This window comes from Sanguibacteroides justesenii (genome assembly GCF_003204205.1).
In the GTDB taxonomy this organism is placed as follows: Bacteria; Bacteroidota; Bacteroidia; order Bacteroidales; family Marinifilaceae; genus Gabonibacter; species Gabonibacter massiliensis.
The window spans coordinates 33,700-48,896 of record NZ_QJPL01000005.1; the positions used below are offsets into that span (position 1 = coordinate 33,700).

Annotated in this window: 12 protein-coding genes; 3 read left to right on the plus strand and 9 right to left on the minus strand. The window is 41.4% G+C overall.

What is annotated here, in order from left to right; translation table 11 throughout:
- Positions 1-60: 60 nt before the first annotated feature.
- From DMB45_RS08900 to DMB45_RS08915, 4 genes are all read right to left on the minus strand, one after another.
- Positions 61-666: an IMPACT family protein gene (locus DMB45_RS08900; protein ID WP_041502262.1), complete on the minus strand. Its 606-nt coding sequence runs from the start codon at positions 664-666 to the stop codon at positions 61-63.
- Between the two features lie 28 nt (positions 667-694).
- A complete protein-coding gene (dnaA, locus tag DMB45_RS08905) occupies positions 695-2,122 on the minus strand; it encodes a chromosomal replication initiator protein DnaA (protein WP_041502263.1) in 1,428 nt (475 codons plus the stop codon).
- A 368-nt stretch (positions 2,123-2,490) separates the two neighbouring features.
- Complete coding sequence (locus tag DMB45_RS08910; protein WP_110688754.1) at positions 2,491-3,678, minus strand: MlaD family protein; 1,188 nt, start codon at positions 3,676-3,678, stop codon at positions 2,491-2,493.
- Positions 3,679-3,688: 10 nt separating this feature from the next.
- A complete protein-coding gene (locus DMB45_RS08915) occupies positions 3,689-4,777 on the minus strand; it encodes an N-acetylmuramoyl-L-alanine amidase (protein ID WP_041502264.1) in 1,089 nt (362 codons plus the stop codon).
- A gap of 166 nt (positions 4,778-4,943) precedes the next feature.
- Here DMB45_RS08915 and DMB45_RS08920 point away from each other — a divergent pair, with 166 nt between their 5' ends.
- Entirely contained in the window at positions 4,944-7,508 is a 2,565-nt protein-coding gene (locus DMB45_RS08920; protein WP_041502265.1) for a putative LPS assembly protein LptD, read from the plus strand.
- Positions 7,509-7,541: 33 nt separating this feature from the next.
- Here DMB45_RS08920 and rlmB read toward each other — a convergent pair whose 3' ends face one another.
- Complete coding sequence (gene rlmB / locus DMB45_RS08925) at positions 7,542-8,285, minus strand: 23S rRNA (guanosine(2251)-2'-O)-methyltransferase RlmB (RefSeq protein ID WP_041502266.1); 744 nt, start codon at positions 8,283-8,285, stop codon at positions 7,542-7,544.
- A 10-nt stretch (positions 8,286-8,295) separates the two neighbouring features.
- Complete coding sequence (locus DMB45_RS08930) at positions 8,296-10,254, minus strand: ABC-F family ATP-binding cassette domain-containing protein (RefSeq protein ID WP_041502267.1); 1,959 nt, start codon at positions 10,252-10,254, stop codon at positions 8,296-8,298.
- A gap of 294 nt (positions 10,255-10,548) precedes the next feature.
- Here DMB45_RS08930 and pruA point away from each other — a divergent pair, with 294 nt between their 5' ends.
- Entirely contained in the window at positions 10,549-12,180 is a 1,632-nt protein-coding gene (pruA, locus tag DMB45_RS08935; protein WP_041502268.1) for an L-glutamate gamma-semialdehyde dehydrogenase, read from the plus strand.
- Between the two features lie 150 nt (positions 12,181-12,330).
- Here pruA and DMB45_RS08940 read toward each other — a convergent pair whose 3' ends face one another.
- Positions 12,331-12,939 (minus strand): recombinase family protein, encoded by a 609-nt coding sequence (locus DMB45_RS08940; RefSeq protein WP_041504819.1) that lies wholly within the window; start codon positions 12,937-12,939, stop codon positions 12,331-12,333.
- A 341-nt stretch (positions 12,940-13,280) separates the two neighbouring features.
- Here DMB45_RS08940 and DMB45_RS08945 point away from each other — a divergent pair, with 341 nt between their 5' ends.
- Entirely contained in the window at positions 13,281-13,574 is a 294-nt protein-coding gene (locus DMB45_RS08945) for an HU family DNA-binding protein (protein ID WP_041502270.1), read from the plus strand.
- Between the two features lie 103 nt (positions 13,575-13,677).
- Here DMB45_RS08945 and pyrI read toward each other — a convergent pair whose 3' ends face one another.
- Positions 13,678-14,136 (minus strand): aspartate carbamoyltransferase regulatory subunit, encoded by a 459-nt coding sequence (gene pyrI / locus DMB45_RS08950; protein WP_041502483.1) that lies wholly within the window; start codon positions 14,134-14,136, stop codon positions 13,678-13,680.
- Between the two features lie 14 nt (positions 14,137-14,150).
- Positions 14,151-15,062: an aspartate carbamoyltransferase gene (gene pyrB, locus DMB45_RS08955; RefSeq protein WP_041502271.1), complete on the minus strand. Its 912-nt coding sequence runs from the start codon at positions 15,060-15,062 to the stop codon at positions 14,151-14,153.
- Positions 15,063-15,197 lie beyond the last annotated feature (135 nt).

Below are 15,197 nucleotides of genomic sequence, written 5' to 3' on the forward strand. Positions count from 1 at the left end.
AATTTAGGCGGAAATTTTCAAAAAAGTTTGTCATAAAAGAGCGTCCGTACCGCATAAAAGTCAGGCTTCGGCTATTTCTATATGCAGGGATTCGATTTTCAATAAACGTTCCTGAAGGCGGGCAGCATCTTTTTTTCTAATACTCAACAACATATCGCAATCCATCTCAAAAGTTCGCTCCAAGACCTCCGCTTCTTCCTCTTTCAATACTTTCATTACATCATTCATCACCAAATAGCTGAATCTGATATGAAATATTTCATTCACGGTCTTTTCAATAATTACGGCATGGGCAATCGCGTCGGAGGCAGCTTCCCTATAGGCCTGAATCAACCCGGAAACCCCTAATTTTGTCCCTCCAAAATACCGGATCACGACAATCAGTACATTCGTCAGCTCGTGCGCATGAATCTGTCCAAGAATCGGTTTCCCGGCTGTGGAAGAAGGTTCTCCATCATCGTTAGCCCGAAATCTCAACTTGTCTGCCCCCAAGCAATAAGCATAGCAATGATGGCGGGCATCATAGTATCGGGTTTTTACTCCGGCTATAATTTCTTTGATCTCGTCCTCATCGGATACCGGATAAACATAAGAAATAAAACGACTGCCTTTCTCCTTATACAGGCCTTCGGCAATCGCTTCTATTGTCTTATAGGTATCTTCCATAAACAATTACAACATGCTATTGTTCAGGTTAATTATTACAATACAATTTTTTCTGCAACTCTTCCACTCGAGAACGGAATGCACGATCCGTTTCCATCTGGTCGGAAACGGCCTTACAAGCGTAAAGAACAGTCGTATGATCTTTTTTTCCGATCTGGTTACCGATATAGGAAAGGGAAGCATTGGTAAAATTTTTACTGAAATACATGGCTAACTGTCGAGCCTGCACCACTTCCCGCTTCCGGGTTTTCTCCTGCAAAAGTTGAGCCGGCATGTTGAAATACTCGCATACCACTTCCCGAATACGCTCTACGGTAAGCTCCGCCATTTGTCGTTTCACCATCTTACCCAATATCTCTTTCACGACTTCGACCGTCAGATCCTTTCGGTTAAAAGTGGACTGAGCCAACAGAGAGATCATAGCACCTTCCAATTCGCGCACGTTATTATTCACGTACTTACAAATGTATTCCAATATCTCATCCGAAAAGTCAATTCCGTCCTTCTTAGCTTTAAAACGGGCAATCTCCATACGAGTTTCGAAATCCGGCGCTTTGATCTCCGCGGACAAGCCCCATCTGAAACGAGAAAGCAAACGTTCTTCCAAACCACTCAACTCTGCCGGAGCTCGATCGGAAGTTAAGATCAATTGCTTACCGGATTGGTGAAGATGATTGAAAATATGGAAAAAAGTATTTTGAGTTGCGGTTTTTCCAGCCAACTCATGAATATCATCCAGTATCAAAACGTCTATCAGTTGATAAAAATGCAAGAAATCATTGATCTCGTTTTTACGAACGGCCTCGGTAAACTGCGTTTGAAAAACATTCGTCGTGACATACAGCACCACCTTTTCCGGAAAATTCTGTTTTACCTCCAATCCGACAGCCTGAGCCAAATGCGTTTTCCCCAAACCGGACCCCCCATAAATCAATAAAGGATTAAAAGCGGTTCCCCCGGGACTTTGAGCGATGGCGACACCTGCAGATTTCGCCAAACGGTTACAACTTCCCTCTATATAGCTTTCCAGCGTATAAGAAGGATTCAACTGAGAATCGATTTGCAAACGATTATTACAACGTTCAAACGGATTTTTCAAGGCTGTTCCGTTTGCCGTTTTATCGTAATAGGCGGTATTAGGTTCAATTTTTTTCGTATGGTTAGATGACATTTTTACCGATAAAGGTTCCGTACGACGACTCTCCTCGACGACAACAGAATATTCCAACTTCGCAGTCGGACCGATTACCGAACGAATGGCATTTCTCAATATCTCCACGAAATGCTCCTCCAAGCACTCGTAGACATATAAACTCGGAACTTGAATAATCAACACATCTTGCTGAAAACTCAAAGCATGTATCGGCTCAAACCACGTCTTAAAGGTCTTTGGCGGTACCTGCTCCCGGATCAAACTTAAACATTCTGCCCAAATACTATTACAATCCATTCTCATTTGTATATCTTTTAAATTTCACCTTATCGTGAAATGGAATGCTAAATTCGAAAAAAAAAATCAGAAAAAAAATGTCGGTTTTGTTTGTTTTTTATCAATTCCAGCTTACAAATTATATATCAGCCGTTTAGACACAATCACCTATCAACAAGAATGTTACACGAAAAACTTAACATAAAATCCTCTCTCCATTAATTCAATCCACTTAACATAATTGTAACACAATCGAAGGAGATTCAAAAAAGGTAAAGCTTTAAAACATAGAGAAGAGAAACAATTTATTTTATCTTCAAGATACAAAATAATACACATAATTATGTTAAGTAAACGAAATCCCCATTTTTATTATTTAGAACAATTCTATTTTGTCAAATGAAGTCGATTTTAACAATATACGCGTTATTATATCGTTTCATAACATTATCCAACTGACGTTGCGCTGACTTCAATTTTTTATACGTATTCCAAATGTATAAATACTTCCCTTTATATCTAACTTCCTTTAAATTAGGGTTTTGCTTATATATCTCAGCATCAGGCGATAAACGATCTTCCGATTCGTAAATCACAATACCATACTCCATATTATCTTTTTTACCGGAGGAAAAATCTATTAACGAAAGGTTAATAAACTTCTTGGGATTATACCTGAACTCGACTAAAAGCCTATTCAGATTCTCTGAAACCTGATTCAGATTGTAATAAAATTCATCATTATTAACAAATGCGCCTAAGGTACCTCTACCCTCATTCATTTTAATCAAGATGGAATCGACCTCAGACAAAGCATTTTGCAAAACGAGCAAGGTTTGCTTCAAATTTGCCTGCCGAATGGAATCGCTAATCGCGGCAAAATTGGATAAAGTCCTTGAAATCTCGCCGTTATTCTGTTCCAAATTGGCCGTTATGCTATTTATATGTTCCAATATCTGGCTGATACGCCCGGCCTCCCCTTCGATCAAGGTATCCAGATTCCCCGAAGCTCCTTCCAAATGATGTAGTGTCCGATCAATACTACGAAAACTATTAGCCAAATTTTGCTTCGTATCTTCATTAAATAGTCCTTGTACAATGGATAGAACAGAATCCAAAGATGAAAAAAGATGCTCGGCTTTCTGTTTTAAAGGTAACATCTGGTTGCTCACCTGCTCCATCAACCCCTGTTCCAACTGAGTTCTTAAGGTATCCCCGTTAACCGCCAATTGTTGAGCATTTCCCGGAATCAAATTAATGATCTTCGATCCCATTAAATCCGCACTTTGAATATAGGCGGAAGTATTCCGCGCCAATTCCAATCCCTTCTTGACTGAAAATTCCACTAACACCTTATCAAAACGTTCTCCGGTAAAAGAGATCGAGAGAACTTGTCCCACCTGATATCCCCGGTAAACCACACCGCTTGAAACCTTCAACCCGTCAACCCTATCATAAAGTCCGTAAAAGACATTTCTGGACTCAAACAAAGAACTTCCTTTCAGAAAATTTATTCCCCAAATCAAAATAATTACCGCCAACAATGCCGTTATCGCTAATTTAACCTCCCTTTTTATCTTCATAAGCTGCATTTTATTTCTTTTCCCATTTTTTCACTTCGGACAACGGTACGACCCGACCGTTCGATATCGCGATCACAAAACAGTCTTTTACGCTTTTACGCAGTCGCTTTTGTACTTTCTGAACCTCTTCATAAGAAGAAAATTTACCCACATAATATTTATACCGACCGTCACTCCGTATCTCCTCGATCTTATCTTTCAAACGTAAACGTTTCAGATCCGTAACCCTGGTAGCAGAAGAGAGCACTTGTACGGCGTAGAACCATTCTCTATCGGACGATACGGCTTTAGGCTCTTCCTTCAATACGATACTCTTCTTCTCCATCTTATTTTTGTATTCTCTAAATGCACTAAAAATCGCCTGAGCCATTTTTTGTTGTCCCGATTCACTTGTCAGGTATTGCAAATCTTTCGCGTTGGAAATAAAACCGGTTTCGACCAGTATGGCAGGCATGCCGACATCCATCAGCACGATAAAACCGGCTTGCCTTACTTCCCGATTGACCGATCCTAAACTTTTCACCAACTCCTGTTGAACCGGAGTAGCTAATTCCATGCTGTTGATCAGGTAGCTGTTCTTCATAAAATTGAACATGATATACGACTCTGTCTTTTGCGGATCAAATCCGTCGTATTTCACCGTATAATCCTCCTCGTAATGAATGGCTTCATTTTCCTTCATGGCAACCTGCAAGCTGGCCTCCGATTTATGCAACCCGAGCACGTATGTTTCCACCCCCCGGACCGTCGGATTCTTAAATTTATTCACATGGATCGAGATAAACAGCTGGGCTTTTTCCTTGTTGGCAATCTTTCCCCGTTCCCTCAAATCAACGGCCACATCTTTCTTGCGGGTATACACTATTTTCATATCAGGATAATTCTTGTGAATCAAATTCCCTAATTTCAGGGCAATAGCCAAAGTAATATCCTTCTCTTTTACCTTTCCATTTATCGCTCCCGGATCCTTTCCGCCATGCCCTGCATCTATACAAATACAGGAGATTTTTCCCAATTGATCCTGTGCCGACAGAGGGCCGAAAAAACCAAACAAGCAACAAATAAACATTAAAACAATAATCCCGTACCGATTTATCATGTTATTTAAAACTTTTTAAAAAGAAACATGAGTATTAACATCAATATTTTTTACTTTTGCAAAGCGAAAAGCTGTATCACGTCAGTAATATTAGTCACAAAAATAATATATTAAATTGCAAATTAGATTATATACAGGGCTTTTTATTAAGAAATGCATCATTTTTATGGCTATTGCCCTGCCTATTATACTCTCGTCGAATAGTTTTGCTGCCGAATATTTATTCGGGGGATCGCTATGGAATATGACGGCTGATACGACTGGACAACCGGGAGACAGTCTTCGGATCGTATATGATTCTATCGGAAACCCTGTCGACACCATCCGGAGAGACAGCACCCCGGAGGCAGAACCATTATTTGACGACCTAATAACTTACGAATCAGCCGATTCTGTCAGATTTTCCATTGCCGACAAAAAAGTTTTCTTTTACAAGGATGCTCTCATTAAATACATTAGAACGGAATTAAAAGCCGATTATATCGACTTGGACATGGAAAAAAAATTGGCTTTTGCTTCCGGAGTACCCGACACGGCAGGAACCCTGATCGGTAAACCGCACTTCAAAGACGGGGGACAGGAGTTTGACAGTAAAGAGTTACGGTATAATTTTGAAACCCGTAAAGGTTTCGTGAAAGAGATCATCACCCAAGAAGGAGAAGGATACCTGCAGGGAAAATTAACTAAAAAGCAAAGCGACTCGGTCTATTGCGTAAAAAACGGATGGTACACGACTTGCGACGAGCACGACCATCCTCATTTCTATTTCCGTATGAGCAAGGCCAAGATGATCAAGGACAAAAAAGTTTTCGCCGGTTTCACCAACTTGGTTTTGGAAGACGTACCTCTTCCGCTCTTTCTTCCATTCGCTTATTTTCCGATCACCAAAAAAGGAACATCCGGTATCATTATACCTACTTACGGAGAAGAAAGGATGAGAGGGTTTAACTTACGCAACGGGGGGTACTATTTCGCAATAAGCGATTACATGGATCTTACCATCACCGGAGACATATACACAAATGGCTCCTGGGGCGTGAGATTAGGGTCCACCTACAGAAAACGTTACAAATTCAACGGTAATTTCGATTTTTCGACGAGTAAAAACTACGTCAGCGAAAAAGGGATGCCCGATTATCAAGAGTCAAGCGATTGGTCCGTACGTTGGACCCACTCTCAGGATGGAAAAGCAAATCCTTATAGTACATTTTCCGCTTCCGTGGATATGTCTTCTGCCAACCAAAACTATTTTAACTCTACCAACATCAACGAAATAGCCAATCAGCGAAAGCAATCCAGTATCTCATGGAGCAAGAAATGGCCTGAAAAACCGTTTAGCTTAAGCGGTTCGTTCAATCATAATCAGAACAGTCAGGATTCATCCATATCCGTTACCCTGCCCAATCTGAGTTTCCGTATGAGCCAGATCTATCCTTTTCGCAAAAAAGGGAAAGTAGGAGAGATGAAATGGTATGACAATATCGGTATTTCTTATTCGGCCGATTTAAAGAATAACATTCAAACCAAAGAGGACAAGCTGTTCAAATCCTCCTTTACCAGAGACTGGAATAACGGATTCAGACACAATATTCCCCTCAGCCTGTCTTTTAAATTGGCAAAAGACATCACGCTCACACCTTCACTCAATTATAACGGCTATTTGAACCTGAAAACAATTGAAAGAGTATGGGTTCCGGACACCACTTCAAGCGGCGGACATTTCGTTCAGCGAGATATCCCGGGCGTCAACTATTCTCATGATTATTCCGCAAGTGCCTCCATCGGCTATACGCCGACCATATACGGTATGTTCCAGTTTAAACCGGGTTCTAAGGTCTATGCCATACGGCACGTGATACGTCCTTCACTCTCAGCGTCCTATACGCCACCGATCAGTCCGCTGGGGAACTACACGAAAACCTATACCGACGGGGTTACCGTTACGGAATATTCCATATACGAGGGTATGATTTACCGTCCTTCCACTCAAACCAGTAAACAGGCGGGAAGTGTCAGTTTCAGTTTGGACAACAACCTCGAGATGAAAGTGAGGAACGATCAGGATACGACCGGCGAGGAACAATTCCGGAAGATCAAATTATTAGAAAGTTTTAGGATACAAGTCAGTTACAATCCATTCGCCGAAAAATTCAAATTCAGTACTATCGGTTTAAGTGCCCGGACAAAATTATTCAATAGCAGAATCGACCTTAATTTCACGGGGACCATAGATCCTTATGCATTGGATGAAAAGGGTAATAAATTGAATAAATACCATGGAGGAATCGGGCGACTCACAAACGCATCTCTCAGCACCGGTATCAACTTTTCCGCAGACAACGGTAAAAACAAAGAGGAAAAAAACGAAATGGTCGGAGGGTACTACGAGCAATACTTAGACTTTGATGTTCCCTGGTCCATCAATATCGATTATACATTCAGCTACAGTAAACCCGCTTTCAAATCCACGGTAACACAAATGATGGGCATCAACGGAGACTTCTCCTTAACGCCTAAATGGAAAATCAGTTTCACCAGCGGTTATAACTTCGCCACCAAAGAAATTTCAGCAAGTAGTTTCCAGATCACACGCGATCTGCATTGTTGGGAAATGAGTTTCAACTGTATCCCGTTCGGTCAACACCAGTCTTATAATTTCCAGATCAACGTACGCTCCAGCATGCTAAAAGATTTAAAGTTAACCAAGAGAGCTTCCTGGTATGACCTATAAAAAAGCATCCCGCAAGGGGGGATGCCTTTTTTCTTATCCTCTTTGTCTGACGGCTTCATACAAAACGACGGCAGCAGCAGCAGACACGTTTAACGATTCAATATCTCCCTTCTGCGGTATTTTTATCTGCTCATGGGCATGTCTCAATAACTCTTCGTCGATCCCGGTATCCTCCGAACCCATAATGATAACGCACCCCTCTTTCATATCCACCTCCGTGTAATACTTCTCCCCTTTTTCACTGGCAGCATACACCATCATCCCCCGACGTTTCAACTCTTTGATCACCTTCTTCAAATTTTGCTCCCGGCATACCGGCAAATGATAGAGAGCACCCGCCGAAGTTTTAATGGCATCCGACGATATCTTCGCCGAATTCTTAGTCGGAATGACAAGAGCATGCACGCCGGCACATTCTGCCGTACGGGCGATTCCACCCAGGTTACGCACATCCGTGATGCGATCCAGTATCAGGATCAAGGGCATCTCTCCGGCCGCGAGCACCCGATCCACCACCTCATCGATATCCCGATAAGTGATAGGAGAAACTTCCGCCAATACCCCCTGATGATTTCGTCCTTCAAAAGGTTTGAATACCTCTTCGGGTACATACTGAAAAGGGATCCCCTTATCTCTCACCATAATGAACAGTTTCTGAAAGAGTTCTCCTTCCCTCAACCCCTTTTTAAACATCACCTTATCGATCTCCTTTTCCTGTTGAATAGCCTCGATCACGGCACGAAGTCCGAATATACACTCTTGTTTATATTTTGCCATACCTATTATTTTACGATTTATAATTATCAATTGTAGCCTTCAAATGCTCTAAATTTTCGTTCTCCTCGCTCCATTCACTCATAGCCTGATCCAATCTCGACTTTTTCTCCTCATACATTTTAAGCAGCTCTTCATTTACAACCCCTTCGGACATCTTCCCTTCGATATCCGCAATTTTCTGTTCCAAAGTCGCAATCTCCTCTTCCAACTTCCCGACCCGGACTTCAACACGCTTTATCTCCTTATTGAACTGCTTCCGTTCCAAAAATGCCTGCTTATTTTCCGAAACACTCTCCTCGTTTTCTTCTACGCTTACAACCTTGCCGCATCCCGGATGCATTCGCTCGTATTCCCGGAAACACTCCATTTTTTTTGTTTCCAGAAAACGAGTAACCCCACCCAGATGTTCCTTTATTTTTTTATCTGCAAATTCATATACCTTACCGGCCAGACCGGTCAGAAAATCCCGATCGTGCGAGACGACAATTACGGTTCCTTCAAATTTTTTCAACGCTTCCTTCAAGATATCCTTCGTGCGCATATCCAGATGATTGGTCGGCTCATCAAGGATCAACACGTTATAAGGCTCCAGTAACAGACGAACCATAGCCAAACGCGTCCGTTCTCCCCCGGAAAGCACCCTTACTTTTTTTTCCACCTCCTCCCCGGAGAAGAGGAATGCACCCAAGATGTCCCGGATTTTTTTCCTGATCTCACCGACTGCCACTTGATCCACCGTATCCAAAACACTCAAGGAGGAATCCAACAAGTCGGCTTGATTTTGCGCGAAATAACCGATATTCACGTTATGACCGATTTTCAGCGTTCCTTCATATGGAATCTGGTCCATAATCATCCGTACCAACGTCGTTTTCCCCTCTCCATTACGTCCCACGAAAGCCACTTTCTCTCCCCGCAATATATCGATATCAACATCTTTCAACACCAAATGATCTCCGTAAGCCTTAACCAAATCCCGGCCGTGAACGACCACGTCCCCGGAACGAACTGCAGGCTGGAAACGCACGCAGATCCGGGCCTTGTCCTCCGGCTCCACCTCTATCCGCTCTATCTTATCCAACTGTTTGATCCTGGATTGGACTTGCACCGATTTGGTCGCTTTATAACGAAAACGTTCAATAAAATCTTCCGTATCCTTGATCTGCTTCTGTTGGTTCTCGTAAGCTCTCATCTGCTGTTCAATACGCTCCTTTCTCAACTCCGTGAACCTCGTATAAGAGACCTTATAATCGTATATCTTCCCCAAAGAAATTTCTATTGTACGCGTCGTAATATTATCTAAAAACGCCCTATCATGCGATACCAACACAACAGCCCCCGGATAGCTTTGAAGAAAAGACTCCAACCAGGAAATAGATTCTATATCCAAATGATTGGTCGGCTCATCCAATAGAAAAACGTCAGGGCGTCCCAACAATATCTTGGCCAGCTCTATACGCATGCGCCATCCCCCGCTGAACTCTTCGCATCGACGATCCAAATCCTCCTGTCGAAACCCAAGGCCTTTCAAAACGACCTCGACCTCCCCATTCACATTCTCTCCGCCACGCATCCTTAATTGTTCGTCTTTCACATTCAATCTATCGATCAACTTCATATAATCGTCCGACTCGTAATCCGTCCGTTCGGCCAACTCCAGGTGCAAGCGTTCGATCTCCCCCCGCAAAGCCAACAGATCGTCAAATGCCGACTCCGCCTCTTTTCTGACGGTTTTTCCTTCGGCATACACTTTTGTTTGAGGTAAATACCCGATTTTCAAATCAGAAGGCATGGCAACATTTCCTTCCGAAGGCTCCTGTACGCCGGCCAGAATCTTTAATAAGGTAGATTTACCCGCTCCATTGCGCCCCGTCAAACCAATTCGATCTCTTTTGTTGACCAAAAAAGAAACAGATTCCAACAGCGAGAAACCTCCAAATAAAACGCTAACATTGTTGACAGATATCATATCCCTTCAAAAAATTAAATAAGATGCAAATATACGAAACTTATTTTATTGAATCACGCGAACAAGAGGTATCCCTTTAATTTGTCCGTAAATAGTCCATCTCCTAAATAAATGCAATCGTAAAAACAAGGCAGATTGCCTTAACAACGGATTCATTTTTATTTAACCCTATTTCAAAAACTGACATTTGTCTTGTTTTATACGTCAAATATTTTTTATATTTGAAAAATTCATCCTAAAACAAGGGGTACAAAATTGTAGAAACATAATATTAACTGCTAAAATTGATATAAAATGCCTAAAGGAGTTTACAGACTACCGAACATTACCAATGAGCCGATCAAAAGCTATGCTCCTGGTTCACCGGAAAGAAAAGAGTTAAAAGCACAAATTAGTGAAGTAAAAGCAACAACCGTAGACCTTCCCATGATTATCGGGGGGAAAGAGGTACGTACGGGAAAATTGGCTGACATTCGTCCTCCCCACGACCACAAGCATCTGTTAGGACATTATCATCAAGGCGATGCATCTCATGTACAAATGGCTATCGAGGCGGCATTAAAAGCCAAACCGGCATGGGAAAAAATGGGATGGGAAAGCCGGGCTGCCATTTTTTTAAAGGCCGCAGACCTGCTTACAGGTCCTTATCGCCAAAAAATGAACGCAGTCACCATGTTGGGACAATCCAAAAATGCTTTTCAGGCAGAGATCGATTGCGTGTGCGAGCTGGCGGATTTCTTTCGCTATAATGTAAAAAATATGTACGAGATCTACCATATGCAACCCAATTCCGCCCCCGGAATTTGGAACCGTACCGTATGGCGTCCGTTAGAAGGTTTTATTTTTGCCCTTACTCCATTCAACTTTACCTCCATCGCCGGAAACTTACCGGGAGCTCCCGCACTAATGGGAAACGTTTGCGTATGGAAACCGTCTAAAACCGCCGTGTATTCGGCACACCTGATCATGGAGATATTGAAAGAAGCCGGTCTTCCGGATGGAGTCATCAACCTGGTATATTGTTCCGGACCCACCGCTGCCGATGTTATTTTCAAACATAAAGATTTTGCCGGAGTACATTTTACCGGTTCGACAGCCGTCTTTAACGATATTTGGGCTAATATAGTAAATAACATAGACAAGTACCGCTCTTACCCTCGAATCGTAGGAGAAACCGGAGGCAAGGATTACATATTTGCCGATCCTACCGCTTCAGCAAAAGAAGTTGCGACGGCAATCGTAAGGGGGGCCTTTGAATATCAAGGACAAAAATGTTCCGCGGCTTCCAGAGCATACATCCCTTCTAATCTATGGCCGGAGATCGAAACATTGGTAAAAAAAGATCTGGCCGAAATTAAAGTCGGAGGAATAGAAGACTTCAGAAACTTTGTCAATGCGGTAATCGACGAAACCTCGTTCAACAAACTATCCGCGACCATCGACGCAGCCAAGACTTCCAAAGATGCAGAAATTGTGGCCGGCGGTACTTATGACAAATCCGTCGGATATTTTATACAACCCACGGTTATCCGTGCTCTAAAACCAGATTACATCACCATGCAAGAAGAATTATTCGGCCCGATCATTACCATTTACGTGTACGAGCCGGATAAGGTAGAAGAGACGTTGGATATACTCGACAAAGGTTCTGCTTACGCCCTTACGGGAGCCATTTTCTCCAATGATCGCAACCGTATAGAAAAACTAACAGAACGTTTGACACACACGGCAGGTAATTTCTATATCAACGATAAACCGACCGGTGCCGTTGTGGATCAACAACCATTCGGCGGAGGACGGGCTTCCGGAACCAATGACAAAGCAGGAACCGTATTCAATCTCTTAAGATGGGTATCGCCTCAGGCAATTAAAGAAACGTTCGTTCCCGCAACCAATTACATGTATCCGAATTTTCTGGAAGAATAAATCAACAGGTAAACGCAGATTTCGGTTTGTCGATCTTCAACCAGAGAATTTTCGCTTACAATCATGAAATGAAGTGAATTATAAGTATTTTATTAAAATATTTAGAACAAAATCACAAAAATAGAATAAAGGTGCTGCTCTTCAGCACCTTTATTTATTCTGTTCTATAAGATTGTAATTGCGATTGGCCGTATAAAATGTTTCTCTGGAAACCTTATAATGACGACAAATATAAGAAATCGACTTACCTGCCTGATACATTTTCTCGATCTCCTTTCGACGTTCAAGCAAGAAATCTTGTTTGGTGGTACCTCTCGGACGTCCTAATTTAACACCCTCCGCTTTTCTTACGGCCAAAGCTTCCCTGGTTCTCATCGATATCAGATTGTGTTCTATTTCCGCAACTAATGCAAAAGCAAACGCCAAAACTTTGCTGTTGATACTGTTGTCAAAAGCATAGCCGTCTTTGGTACTGTAAATAATAATCTCTTTTTCAAGACACCGATTCAGAATAGACATAATATCCAACAGCGTCCGACTCAAACGGGAGAGTTCGGTGACAATCAACACGTCACCTTTCTGCAACCCACCCATCAATTTCCCCAGTTTCCTCTCTTTCTCTTTCTTTTTTCCACTTACGATTTCTGTTACCCAACGTTCGATTTTTAAACCTTTTCGTGAAGCATACTTCACAATTTCTTCCCTTTGATTAGTTAAATGTTGTTTTCCCGTACTAACCCTCAAATAAGCGATTACCATAATTATCATATTAAAGTTCACAACACCTATACAAAGAATTGCAAACTTTCCCATATGTAAAGAGTTAAATATCAGTGACGAAAAAATAAGATAATTTGTCTTATAAAACGTTCGCTTTTTCGGACAGGAATTATGTAGTTTTTATAGATGGAATTTATACTCTCTTCATCTGATTAAGTTCTTTATATAGAATATTTTTAAATCGTGTTTTTTCTTTATTTTGAAATTTATTATATTTGTCCATCACAAGGAACGATTATTATGACAGAAGTGTGCAAGAAACAATCATAAATTATCTTAATAGAATCATATATAACGTTAATCATTATTTTTGGACCGTCATGAATAAAAAAGAACTTACCAAAAAAGTTGCCTTAAAAAGTGGGTTGACACAAACATTAACTGCCAACATCGTAAATACGGTCATTGAAACAATCCGAGAATCTCTTGCAACAGGAGAAAGCGTCACTATTCACGATTTTGGGACTTTAGCCGTAAAAAAACAAAAGCCGCGGGGACGTTTCAATCTGAGCACCCATGAAGTAGAAGATGCCGTGCCTAGGGAATTCATTAAGTTCATTACCAGCAAGTCCCTCAAACTACAACAAAAAAACAAAGCACAGGTTTCGAATTAGAAGATAATAGTCACGGAGTTCTAAAAAATAAGGGCAAGATTTTAATGTCTTGCCCTTGTAAGTCAAAACCGCCAACGCCGTTTTTTTTCTACTTATCCGTTAATTAAATAATCACGATATGCTCCTGATCCGTCAATTTTTCACAGTAATGACATTTTAACACGATAGGTTCGCTTCCCACCACAACGAATTTTGTCCGAACATGCTGATTATTCGTGATACATTTCGGATTCACGCATTTCACAATACCTTCCACGCGTTCCGGAACACTAACCGTCTTTTTTTCCGCCACTTCAAAATCTTTAATAATATTGATTTTTGCAGAAGGTGCTACCAAGGCCAACTTATTAATTTCATCGTCTCTCAAAAATTTATCGGAGATTTTAATAATCGCCTTTTTACCGAATTTGCTACTTGACAAATTATACCCGAAAGTAACGGTATTCTCCGTGTGCTCAATACCTAAAATATTAATCACATCAAACAATTTATCAGCAGGGATGTGGTCAATCACCGTACCGTTTTCCACGGCACTTACCTGTAACTCTTTTTTTGCTGCCATATCTTTTTTCTTTATTACCATTTCAAATCTAATGCCTTAAATATAATTGCCTGACGGGTATAAACACCATTCAATGCTTGTTGGAAATAGTAAGCCTTTTCGTTCTCATCCACATCTTCATCGATTTCGTTTACCCGGGGTAGCGGATGTAAAATACGCATATTCGGTTTCGTTCCGCTCAGCATGGCATTCTTTAAAATATAGACGTTCTTCACTTTTTCGTACTCTAACGGATCGGCAAATCTTTCTCGTTGCACCCGGGTCATATAAAGGATATCCGCCTCATTAATTACCTCATCCAATTCCGTATGTTCATAGTAGGGAATATGCAATTCATCCAGGAACAATTTATAAGCAGCCGGCATTTCCAACTCTTTGGGCGAGATAAAATGGAATGTCGGATTAAAATGACTCATAGCTTGCAATAAAGAATGTACCGTTCTCCCGTATTTTAAGTCTCCCACCATAAAAATATTCAGGTTCTCCAAAGTTCCCTGTGTCTTATAGATCGAATAAAGATCGAGCATTGTTTGGGTCGGATGCTGATTGGCCCCGTCCCCAGCATTAATTACAGGTACGGAAGCAACCTCACTTGCAAAACGGGCAGCTCCCTCCAAAGGATGGCGCATTACGATCAAATCGCAGTAATTATCCACCATTTTCGTCGTATCTTTCAAAGATTCTCCTTTTGTTGTACTGGAAGAAGAAGCATCGGAAAATCCCACAATCCTTCCCCCCATGCGACTAATTGCAGTCTCGAAACTCAACCTGGTACGTGTTGAAGGTTCGAAAAACAAGGAAGCAACTACCTTACCGGCCAATAAATTGCGGTTCGGATTTTTTTCAAATTCTGAAGCGATTTTCAAAACTTCCAGAATCTCCTCTTTCGAGTAATCGGTAATGGATACTAAACTACGTTTGTTCATATTGTTTATATATTAAAGATGTTTGCTTAAACGTTTATCCACAAAAAAAAACCAACAATGCTATCGAAACAATGTTGGTTTTTAATATCTTATCAAAACGGCTTCCCCTTTTCTGCCTAAACTGGAGGCAAGAAT

Coding starts and splice junctions, on each gene's coding strand:
- DMB45_RS08900 (WP_041502262.1), bottom strand. CDS start 666: ATGGAAGATACCTATAAGACAATAGAAGCGATTGCCGAAGGCCTGTAT.
- dnaA (WP_041502263.1), bottom strand. CDS start 2,122: ATGAGAATGGATTGTAATAGTATTTGGGCAGAATGTTTAAGTTTGATC.
- DMB45_RS08910 (WP_110688754.1), bottom strand. CDS start 3,678: ATGAAGATAAAAAGGGAGGTTAAATTAGCGATAACGGCATTGTTGGCG.
- DMB45_RS08915 (WP_041502264.1), bottom strand. CDS start 4,777: ATGATAAATCGGTACGGGATTATTGTTTTAATGTTTATTTGTTGCTTG.
- DMB45_RS08920 (WP_041502265.1), top strand. CDS start 4,944: ATGGCTATTGCCCTGCCTATTATACTCTCGTCGAATAGTTTTGCTGCC.
- rlmB (WP_041502266.1), bottom strand. CDS start 8,285: ATGGCAAAATATAAACAAGAGTGTATATTCGGACTTCGTGCCGTGATC.
- DMB45_RS08930 (WP_041502267.1), bottom strand. CDS start 10,254: ATGATATCTGTCAACAATGTTAGCGTTTTATTTGGAGGTTTCTCGCTG.
- pruA (WP_041502268.1), top strand. CDS start 10,549: ATGCCTAAAGGAGTTTACAGACTACCGAACATTACCAATGAGCCGATC.
- DMB45_RS08940 (WP_041504819.1), bottom strand. CDS start 12,939: ATGGTAATCGCTTATTTGAGGGTTAGTACGGGAAAACAACATTTAACT.
- DMB45_RS08945 (WP_041502270.1), top strand. CDS start 13,281: ATGAATAAAAAAGAACTTACCAAAAAAGTTGCCTTAAAAAGTGGGTTG.
- pyrI (WP_041502483.1), bottom strand. CDS start 14,136: ATGGCAGCAAAAAAAGAGTTACAGGTAAGTGCCGTGGAAAACGGTACG.
- pyrB (WP_041502271.1), bottom strand. CDS start 15,062: ATGAACAAACGTAGTTTAGTATCCATTACCGATTACTCGAAAGAGGAG.